Origin of the sequence: Bradyrhizobium sp. (genome assembly GCF_030693485.1) — a bacterium.
GTDB lineage: Bacteria > Pseudomonadota > Alphaproteobacteria > Rhizobiales > Xanthobacteraceae > Bradyrhizobium.
On sequence record NZ_JAUYAN010000255.1, the window covers coordinates 1 to 9,937 of the forward strand.

General features: G+C 64.7%; 10 protein-coding genes. 9 read left to right on the forward strand and 1 reads right to left on the reverse strand.

The features are described 5' to 3' along the window. Both Q8N40_RS18685 and Q8N40_RS18690 read left to right on the forward strand, forming a co-directional pair. Positions 1–95: DUF2065 family protein (locus tag Q8N40_RS18685; RefSeq protein WP_305712868.1), on the forward strand; the 95-nt coding region annotated here is incomplete at its 5' end. A 236-nt stretch (positions 96–331) separates the two neighbouring features. Then, a complete protein-coding gene (locus Q8N40_RS18690; protein ID WP_305712859.1) occupies positions 332–1,852 on the forward strand; it encodes a Do family serine endopeptidase in 1,521 nt (506 codons plus the stop codon). Positions 1,853–1,961: 109 nt separating this feature from the next. Here Q8N40_RS18690 and serB read toward each other — a convergent pair whose 3' ends face one another. Then, the gene (serB, locus tag Q8N40_RS18695) at positions 1,962–2,858 is read right to left on the reverse strand and encodes a phosphoserine phosphatase SerB (protein WP_305712860.1); all 897 of its coding nucleotides are present in this window, start codon (positions 2,856–2,858) and stop codon (positions 1,962–1,964) included. On the opposite strand from serB, the gene miaA reads away from it, so the two are divergent. The 7 genes from miaA to ilvC all read left to right on the forward strand — a co-directional run. Beyond that, positions 2,836–3,819 (forward strand): tRNA (adenosine(37)-N6)-dimethylallyltransferase MiaA, encoded by a 984-nt coding sequence (gene miaA / locus Q8N40_RS18700; RefSeq protein ID WP_305712861.1) that lies wholly within the window; start codon positions 2,836–2,838, stop codon positions 3,817–3,819. The genes serB and miaA overlap by 23 nt on opposite strands. Positions 3,820–4,192: 373 nt before the next feature. Beyond that, on the forward strand, positions 4,193–5,968 hold the full coding sequence (locus tag Q8N40_RS18705) for an acetolactate synthase 3 large subunit (RefSeq protein ID WP_305712862.1): 1,776 nt from the start codon (positions 4,193–4,195) through the stop codon (positions 5,966–5,968). A 15-nt stretch (positions 5,969–5,983) separates the two neighbouring features. Then, positions 5,984–6,970, forward strand: a complete 987-nt coding sequence (locus Q8N40_RS18710) for a threonine dehydratase (RefSeq protein ID WP_305712863.1) — start codon at positions 5,984–5,986, stop codon at positions 6,968–6,970. A gap of 23 nt (positions 6,971–6,993) precedes the next feature. Continuing rightward, positions 6,994–7,536, forward strand: coding sequence for an acetolactate synthase small subunit (gene ilvN / locus Q8N40_RS18715; RefSeq protein ID WP_305712864.1), 543 nt, complete (start codon positions 6,994–6,996; stop codon positions 7,534–7,536). Positions 7,537–7,540: 4 nt separating this feature from the next. Next, complete coding sequence (locus Q8N40_RS18720) at positions 7,541–8,236, forward strand: class I SAM-dependent methyltransferase (protein ID WP_305712865.1); 696 nt, start codon at positions 7,541–7,543, stop codon at positions 8,234–8,236. A 1-nt stretch (position 8,237) separates the two neighbouring features. Next, positions 8,238–8,840: a LysE family translocator gene (locus Q8N40_RS18725; RefSeq protein WP_305712866.1), complete on the forward strand. Its 603-nt coding sequence runs from the start codon at positions 8,238–8,240 to the stop codon at positions 8,838–8,840. 144 nt (positions 8,841–8,984) lie between these two features. Continuing rightward, a partial coding sequence (ilvC, locus tag Q8N40_RS18730; RefSeq protein ID WP_305712867.1) for a ketol-acid reductoisomerase occupies positions 8,985–9,937 on the forward strand: 953 nt, incomplete at its 3' end.

Consider the following 9,937-nt stretch of genomic DNA (forward strand, 5'->3'; position numbering starts at 1 on the left):
AGAGCGCCATGGCGACGCCGGACAACATTCTGCGTATCGTCGGCATCGGATCGGCGGTCCTGGGCTTGGTCCTGATCTGGTTCGTGCGGCGCTAGCATCAGTCATTCCGGGGCGCGCCCTGGCGCGAACCCGGATCTCGAGATTCCGGGTCTGGTGCTTTCGCACCATCCCGGAATGATAACCACGGTAAAAAGGCTGCCGGATCAACGCGATCGTGAGCCCGCGGCGTCGGCTTTTCGCCCTATTATCCGCCTCAAATGCTTGCGCCGCAGACCTGTTCGGGCGCACTGTTGCCGCCAGATTCCGACCTTTCGCAAAGAGAGAAGCCGATATGACCGGTGCGATTCCATACCCGAGCTATCGCCAGCGCCCCCTGATGGCCGCGATCTGCGCCGCAAGCCTGCTTGTCGGGCCGGTCTTCTCCGCGCCCGCTTCGGCGCGCGGCCCGGACGGCATCGCCGATGTCGCCGAAAAGGTGATCGACGCCGTGGTCAACATCTCGACCTCGCAGACCGTCGAGGCCAAGGGCGGTTCATCCGGCGGCGACCGTGGCGCGATGCCGCAACTGCCGCCGGGCTCGCCGTTCGAGGAGTTCTTCGACGACTTCTTCAAGAACCGACGCGGCGGTCCGGGAGGCGGCTCCAAGGGCGGCGAGATCCAGCCGCGCAAGACCAACTCGCTCGGATCCGGCTTCATCGTCGATACCGCGGGCATTGCCGTGACCAACAATCACGTCATCGCGGATGCCGACGAGATCAACATCATCATGAACGACGGCACCAAGATCAAGGCCGAGCTGGTTGGCGTGGACAAGAAGACCGACCTTGCGGTGCTGAAGTTCAAGCCGCCGGCGAAGCCGCTGGTCGCCGTGAAGTTCGGCGATTCCGAGAAGCTGCGGCTCGGCGAATGGGTGATCGCGATCGGCAATCCGTTCAGCCTTGGCGGCACCGTCACCGCCGGCATCGTTTCGGCGCGCAACCGCGACATCAACACCGGGCCCTATGACAGCTACATCCAGACCGACGCCTCCATCAACCGCGGCAATTCCGGCGGACCACTGTTCAATCTCGATGGCGAAGTGGTTGGCGTCAACACGCTGATCATCTCGCCGACCGGCGGTTCGATCGGTATCGGGTTTGCGGTGCCGTCGAAGACGGTGGTCGGCGTGGTGGATTCGCTGCGGCAGTTCGGCGAATTGCGCCGCGGCTGGCTCGGCGTCCGGATCCAGCAGGTCACCGACGAAATCGCCGAAAGCCTCAGCATCAAGCCGGCGCGCGGCGCCCTGATCGCCGGCGTCGAGGACAAAGGTCCGGCGAAACCGGCGGGCATCGAGCCCGGCGACGTCGTGGTCAAATTCGACGGCAAGGACATCAAGGAGCCAAAGGACCTGTCGCGCGTGGTGGCCGACACCGCGGTCGGCAAGGAGGTCGACGTCGTCATCATCCGCAAGGGCAAGGAAGAGATCCGCAAGGTCACGCTCGGCCGCCTTGTGGATGACAAGGCGGTGCAGACCGCAGTCAAGGGCAAGGAAGAGCCCATGGAGAAGCCGGTAACGCAAAAGGCGCTCGGCCTCGACCTCGCCACCCTGAGCAAGGACCTGCGCACCCGCTACAAGATCAAGGACACCGTCAAGGGCGTCATCGTCACCGGCGTCGACAGCGGCTCCGACGCCGCCGACAAGCGGCTCAGCGCCGGCGACGTCATCGTCGAGGTGGCGCAGGAGTCGGTCGCCAACGCCGCCGACATCAAGAAGCGGGTCGATCAGCTGAAGAAGGAGGGCAAGAAATCCGTCCTGTTGCTGGTATCGAACGCGGAAGGCGAACTGCGTTTCGTGGCGCTGGGCGTGCAGTAGGGGGCTGTCATACTCCGTGAAGGCGGAGTGTCCAGTAATCACTGCCGTTCATGATTGCGATCTGTGGAATACTGGATCACCCGCTTTCGCGGGTGATGACGGCGAGAGATCACGCGCCCACAAACTCATCCCGCCGATAGCCCTGCGCATACAGCAGCGCCGTAAGATCGCCGTGGTCGATCCTGGCCGCGGCGGCCGCCGCCACCGCCGGCTTGGCGTGGTAGGCGACGCCGAGTCCGGCGGCTTCGATCATGCCGAGATCGTTGGCCCCGTCGCCGGTCACCATGGTGTCGATCTCGTCGAGATCCAGGGATTCGCGCAGCTCGATCAGGGTTGCCAGTTTGGCGGCGCGGCCCAGGATCGGCTCGCGGACTTCGCCGGTCAGCTTTCCGTCCGCGACCTCGAGTTCATTGGCGCGGTTTTCCTGGAATCCAATGCGCTCGGCAACGACGCCGGTGAACAAGGTAAAACCGCCCGAGATCAGGCAGGTGTAGGCGCCATGGGCACGCATGGTCATGACCAGTTCGCGGCCGCCCGGCGTCGCAATGATACGCGTTTTCAGCACCTCGTCGACCACGTCGACGGGCAGGCCCTTCAGGAGTGCGACGCGTTCGCGCAGCGCCGGCTCGAACTCGATTTCGCCGCGCATCGCGCGCTCGGTGATATCGGCGACATGGGCCTTGAGGCCGGCGAAATCCGCCAACTCGTCGATGCATTCCTGCCCGATCATGGTGGAATCCATGTCGGCCAGAAAAAGCTTCTTGCGCCTGAACGCCCGAGGCTGCACCACGATGTCGACCGGCAAATCGCCGCGCGCCTGGCGCAGGCGGGTGACGACGGCGCCGATTTCGTCGTGGCTGCCTTCGAAGGGGATGTCGACCGCCACTTCGTCGAATAGCCACTGCGCCTGTTCGGGCTGGCCAAGAACGGCGCGCGCGCCGTCCACCACCGTGCTATCGAGCGCGGGGTCGGCGGGGTTGCAAATGAGCGTGGCGACGAGAGACATCCGAGTGGCTTCACACGTGGAAAATGACAAGGCGGTGCTTATCGCAGGGCCGACCGCCAGCGGCAAGTCGGCGCTCGCACTCGAACTGGCGCAAAAGACCGGCGGTGTCGTCATCAATGCCGATTCCATGCAGGTCTATCGCGACCTGCGCGTGCTGACGGCGCGGCCGACGCTGGAGGAGGAGGCGCGGGTGCCGCACCGGCTCTATGGCCATGTCGATGCCGCGGTAAATTTCTCGGCCGGAAGCTGGGTGGCCGATGCGGCCAACGTGCTGGCGGACCTCCGCGCGCAAAATCGCCTGCCGATCTTTGCCGGCGGCTCCGGCCTGTATTTCAAGGCGCTGACGCGCGGCCTGTCATCGGTGCCGCCGATCCCCGCCGAGATCCGCGAAGCCGTCCGCGCGCGGCTGGAGCGCGACGGCGTCGAGGCGCTGCATGCCGAACTGGCGCGGCGCGATCCGGCTTCCGCCGAGCGCCTGAAGCCGCGCGACCGCAGCCGCATCGCCCGCGCGCTCGAAGTGGTGGAGGCGACGTCGCGCTCGCTGACATCATGGCATCGCGACGGCCTGCCGCCGCTGTTGCCGCCAAATACCTTCCGCGCGATGTTTCTTGAGCCCGACCGTGACGCGCTTTATGCGCGGATCGATGCGCGTTTCGATACGATGCTGCAAGCCGGCGCACTGGACGAGGTCGCGGCGCTGGCATCGCGAAAACTCGATTCCCAGCTGCCGGCGATGAAGGCGCATGGCGTGCCGGCTTTGATCCGGCATCTGGAGGGCGAGATCAGCCTGGACGAGGCGGCCGAGATCGGCCGCGCCGATACCAGGCACTACGCCAAGAGGCAGTTCACCTGGTTCCGGCATCAACTGCCGGAATTCGAGTGGGTGAAGCCGGAGGCGGGGAGGGAATGGTTGGCGACAATCATTCCGGGATGGTCCGAAGGACCAGACCCGGAATCTTGAGATTCCGGGTTCGCTCGTTTCACTCGCGCCCCGGAATGACGGAACGAGGACCGCGGGCGCATGGCTGGAACCAGCAAATTGCGCTCGCCCGGGGCAAAAAACCCCGCTAAGCTCTATTTCTGCGCCGATTGCCTCCGTGGCTTGACTTTTCAGGCTTGGGCAGTATGTTCCGCGCAACCTTTGGGAAGTCTGGGCCGCCGAATGCGTAATATTATTACCAAACTCCTTATCGTCGTCGTACCCAGGCGCACCGCCGGGGGTGGCTGAGGCCATCCACATTCGGGCGGTGTGCATGGGGCCTCTTGGGCCCCTTTTTATTTTCCCAACAGCCAACAGACAAAAGCCGCTGACCACAGCGCATCCGGAGCAAGCCATGAGCGATACCAGCCACGATCCGAACCAGATGACCGGCGCAGCCATGATCGTCCGCGCGCTGATCGATCATGGCGTCCAGCATATCTTCGGCTATCCCGGCGGCGCGGTGCTGCCGATCTATGACGAGCTGTTCCAGCAGAGCGACGTCGAGCACATCCTGGTGCGGCACGAGCAGGGCGCCGGCCACGCCGCCGAAGGCTATGCGCGCTCCACCGGCAAGCCGGGCGTGGTGCTGGTGACCTCGGGGCCGGGCGCCACGAACATGGTGACGCCGCTGGCCGACGCGCTGATGGATTCGATCCCGCTGGTCTGCATCACCGGGCAGGTGCCGACCCACCTGATCGGCAATGACGCGTTCCAGGAATGCGACACCGTCGGCATCACCCGGCCCTGCACCAAGCACAACTGGCTGGTGCGCGACGTCAACGATCTCGCCAAGGTGCTGCATGAGGCGTTCTACGTCGCGAGTTCCGGCCGTCCCGGCCCTGTTGTGGTCGACGTGCCGAAGGACGTGCAGTTCGCGACCGGTACCTATCACCCGCCGCGCAAGTCCGACGTTCACCTGTCCTATACGCCGCGGCTGAAGGGCGATGCCACGCAGATCCGCAAGGCGGTGGCACTGCTGGCCTCCGCCAAGCGCCCGGTGATCTACAGCGGCGGCGGCGTGGTCAATTCCGGTATCGAAGCCTCCCGGCTGCTGCGCGAGCTGGTCGAAGTCACCGGCTTCCCGATCACCTCGACCCTGATGGGTCTCGGCGCCTATCCGGCCTCGGGCAAGAACTGGCTCGGCATGCTCGGCATGCACGGCACCTACGAAGCCAACATGGCGATGCATGATTGCGACGTCATGCTGTGCGTCGGCGCGCGCTTCGACGACCGCATCACCGGCCGCACCGATGCGTTCTCGCCGAACTCGAAGAAGATCCACATCGATATCGATCCGTCCTCGATCAACAAGAACATCCGCGTCGACGTTCCGATCATCGGCGATTGCGCCAATGTGATGGGCGACCTGTTGCAGGTGTTCAAGGCGGAGGCGAAGCGGCCGGACATCAAGCCGTGGTGGCAGGAAATCGCGAAATGGCGGGCGCGCAACTCGCTGTCGTACAAGAAGAACAGCGATATCATCCTGCCGCAATACGCCATCGAGCGGCTGTTCGAGCTGACGCGCGGGCGCGATACCTACATCACCACCGAAGTCGGTCAGCACCAGATGTGGGCGGCGCAGTTTTTCGGCTTCGAGGAACCGCATCGCTGGATGACATCGGGCGGATTGGGCACCATGGGCTACGGCCTGCCGGCGGCGGTCGGCGTCCAGGTCGCGCATCGCGACAGCCTGGTGATCGACATCGCCGGCGACGCCTCGGTGCAGATGACGATGCAGGAGATGTCGACGGCTATCCAGTATGAACTGCCGATCAAGATCTTCATCCTGAACAACCAGTATATGGGCATGGTGCGGCAGTGGCAGCAGTTGCTGCACGGCAACCGGCTGTCGCACACTTATTCCGAGGCGCTGCCTGATTTCGTCAAGCTCGCGGACGCCTTTGGCTGTGTCGGGATCCGCGCCACCAAGCCCGGCGACCTCGATGGCGCCATCCAGGAGATGATCGACGTCAAGCGTCCGGTGCTGTTCGACTGCCGGGTGGCGGCGCTGGAAAACTGCTTCCCGATGATTCCGTCCGGCAAGGCGCACAACGAGATGCTGCTGCCGGCGGAAGCCAACGACGAAGCCACCGCCGCCGCCTTCGCCGGCGGCAAGGCGCTGGTGTGAGGGTGAGCCGGGCCGATGTTTGATCTGCAGCAACTCGAACACGCACACGGCGTTGTCGGCACGGCGATGCCGCCGACGCCGGCGCTGGCGTGGCCGTTGCTGTCGGAGCGGCTCGGCGCCGATGTCATCGTCAAGCACGAAAACCATACGCCGATCGGCGCCTTCAAGGTGCGCGGCGGGCTGGTCTATGTCGACCGGCTGAAGCGCGAGCAGCCCGGCACCACCGGAATCATCTCGGCGACCCGCGGCAATCACGGCCAGAGTCTGGCTTACGCCGCGAGCCGCTACCGCCTGCCGGTGACGATTTACGTTCCACGGGGCAATTCGGTCGAGAAGAATCGCAGCATGCAGGCGCTCGGTGCCGAGCTCGTCGAGCATGGCGAGGATTTTCAGGCCGCGCGCGAGGAAGCGATTCGCCGCGCCGCCGCCACCGGATTTCACATCGTGCCGGCGTTTCACCCCAACCTGGTGCTCGGCGTCGCGACCTACGCGCTCGAACTGCTGCGGAAGGCGCCGGATCTCGATGTGCTCTATGTGCCGATCGGGCAGGGCTCGGGCGTCTGCGGCTGCATCATGGCGCGCGACTTGCTCGGGTTCAAAACCGAAATCGTCGGCGTGCAATCCACCGAAGCGCCGTCCTACGCGCTGTCCTTTGCGGCCGGCACCGTCGTCACCACCGAGAGCAGCAATACGCTGGCCGATGGCATGGCGACGCGCGTCCCCGATCCCGATGCATTGGCGATCATCCGCAAGGGCTGCTCGCGCATCGTGCAGGTCAGTGACGACGCGGTAGCCGCCGCGATCCGCGCCTACTGGACCGATACCCACAATCTCGCTGAAGGCGCAGGTGCTGCGGCACTCGCCGCCGCTTTGCAGGACAAGTCCAGACTTCGCGGCAAGCGAGTCGGCCTGATCCTGAGCGGCGGCAATATCGATTTCGACTTGTTCAATCGCTGGGTCATTCCGCAAGCCGCCGTCGCCGGTGGCAGGGTGCCGGCGTGAACGCCAATTTGGGGACGACAACAATGAACCAGCCCGCATCCGCCTATTTCATGGAAGACCGCCACGATCCGATTGAGTCCCACACGCTGTCGGTGCTGGTCCAGAACGAGCCGGGCGTGCTGGCGCGCGTGATCGGGCTGTTCTCCGGTCGCGGCTACAACATCGAAAGCCTCACGGTCTCGGAGACCGAGAACCAGAAACACGTCTCCCGCATCACCATCGTCACCACGGGTACGCCGATGGTGATCGAGCAGATCAAGCACCAGCTCGACCGCATGATTCCGGTCTACCGCGTCGTCGACATGACGCTGACGGGACGCTCGATCGAGCGCGAACTGGCGATGGTGAAGCTGCGCGGCACCGGCGAGCACCGGGTCGAGGCGCTGCGGCTGGCCGAGGCGTTCCGCGCCCGCGTCATCGACGCCACCACCGAAAGCTTCGTGTTCGAGATCACCGGCAACTCCGCCAAGATCAACCAGTTCATCGACCTGATGCGCCCGCTCGGCCTCGTCGAGGTTTCGCGCACCGGCGTCGCCGCCATCGCTCGCGGGCCCGAGGGGATGTGAAGCCATGCTGGCGCGCGACTGGTACTACACGCAACGGCGTCGCCTCGGACTGGATTCCGCGGTCGCCTCGATCTACGACCGTCATGACGACAGCGACCTGCGCGCCCGCGCGGCGCTGACCATGCTCGGCGTACAGCCCGGCTGGCGGGTGGCCGATATCGGCTGCGGCAACGGCGTGCTCGCCGTCGAGGCGGCGCTGATGGGCGCCGAGGTCGACGCCATCGACATTTCGCCGGCGATGCTGGCGCTGGCGAAGATCCAGGCCAGCGACCGCAAGGTCGCGGTCCGGACCCAGCCCGCGGGCCTGCTGAGCTTTGCCTACAAGCCCAATTCGTATGACCTGATCGTCAGCGAATTCGTGCTGCATCACCTGCCGGATTTCTGGAAGGCGGTGGCGCTGGCGCGAATCCATGCCGCGCTGAAACCGGGCGCGAGTTTCTACCTGCGCGACATCGTCTTCGTCAGCATGCCCGACGGCGTCGACCGCGACGTCGAGGCGTGGGCGGATTTCAGCATCAAGAACCACGAGTTCGATCGCGACAGCGTCGTCACCCACATGCGCGACGAATACTCTACCTTCGGCTGGGTGATCGAGCGCTTGCTGACCGATGTCGGCTTCACGCTGGTCTCGGCCGATTACCACGCGCCGCTGCACGGCACCTATCTGCTGCGCAAGCCGAAACCCGGCGAGCAGAGCTAGCGTGTCGCAGTCGCTGCTGATCGCCTTTGTGATGTTCGCCACGGTGATGTTCTTCACGCCGGGGCCGAACAACATCATGTTGCTGTCGTCGGGGCTGACCTATGGTTTCCGCCGCACGCTGCCGCATGCCGCGGGCATCACCATCGGCTTCGCCTTCATGGTCGGTGCGGTGGGCCTCGGGCTCGGCACCATCTTCATCACCTATCCGGTGCTGCAGACGATCCTCAAATATGCAGGGATAGCCTATCTGATCTATCTCGCCGTCCACATCGCGATGTCCGGACCGGCGACGCCTGGCCAGGACAACGCGCGCGGGCCGATGACGTTCTGGGGCGCCGCCATGTTCCAGTGGATCAACGTCAAGGGCTGGGTGATGGTGATCGGCACCATCACCGCCTATGCCGGCATCGCCGCTTTTCCCTGGAATATCGTCATCCAGGTGCTGCTCAGCCTGCTGCTGGGAACGCTGTCCTGCGCGGCCTGGGCGGCGTTCGGCAGCGCGCTGCGGCCGATCCTGACTTCGCCCCGGGCCGTCAGGGCCTTCAACATCGTCATGGCGCTGCTGCTGCTGGCCTCGCTCTACCCGGTCCTGACGGACGCATGATGCCGCACCGCGCCATGCCAAAACGGATTTCCCCTGAGCGGGAAAATGCTCTAGACAACGCCGGAAATTCACGGGCGACCGGCGGTCCTGACCACCTGAAAGCCTGATTAACCGGCCGATTCGGCCACCGATGAGGGAACGACCATGCGTGTTTATTACGATCGCGACGCCGACCTGAACCTGATCAAGGGCAAGAAGGTCTGCATCGTCGGCTATGGCAGCCAGGGCCACGCCCATGCGCTGAACCTGAAGGATTCCGGCGTCAAGGACGTCGCGATCGCGCTGCGCAAGGGATCGGCCTCCGCCAAGAAGGCGGAAAACGCCGGCTTCAAGGTGATGGAAGTCGCCGAGGCCGCCAAATGGGCCGACCTCGTGATGATGCTGACCCCCGACGAATTGCAGGGCGACATCTATCGCGAGCACCTGCACGACAACATGAAGAATGGCGCGGCGCTGGTGTTCGCCCACGGCCTCAACGTGCATTTCAACCTGCTCGACCCGCGCGCCGATCTCGACGTGCTGATGATCGCGCCGAAGGGCCCCGGCCACACCGTGCGCTCGGAATACCAGCGCGGCGGCGGCGTGCCCTGCCTGATCGCGATTTCCAAGGATTCTTCCGGCAATGCCCATGACCTCGGCCTCAGCTACGCTTCGGCGATCGGCGGCGGCCGCGCCGGCATCATCGAGACCTCGTTCAAGGAAGAGTGCGAGACCGACCTGTTCGGCGAGCAGGTGGTGCTGTGCGGCGGCCTGGTCGAGTTGATCAAGGGCGGCTACGAGACGCTGGTGGAAGCCGGCTACGCGCCCGAGATGGCGTATTTCGAGTGCCTGCACGAAGTGAAGCTGATCGTCGACCTGATCTATGAAGGCGGCATCGCCAACATGAACTACTCGATCTCCAACACCGCCGAATACGGCGAATACGTCACCGGCCCGCGCATCATCACCGCCGAGACCAAGGCCGAGATGAAGCGCGTTCTCGCCGACATCCAGGGCGGCAAGTTCGCCCGCGACTGGATGCTGGAAAACAAGGTCAACCAGACCTCGTTCAAGGCCACGCGTGCAAAACTCGCCACCCATCCGATCGAGGAAGTCGG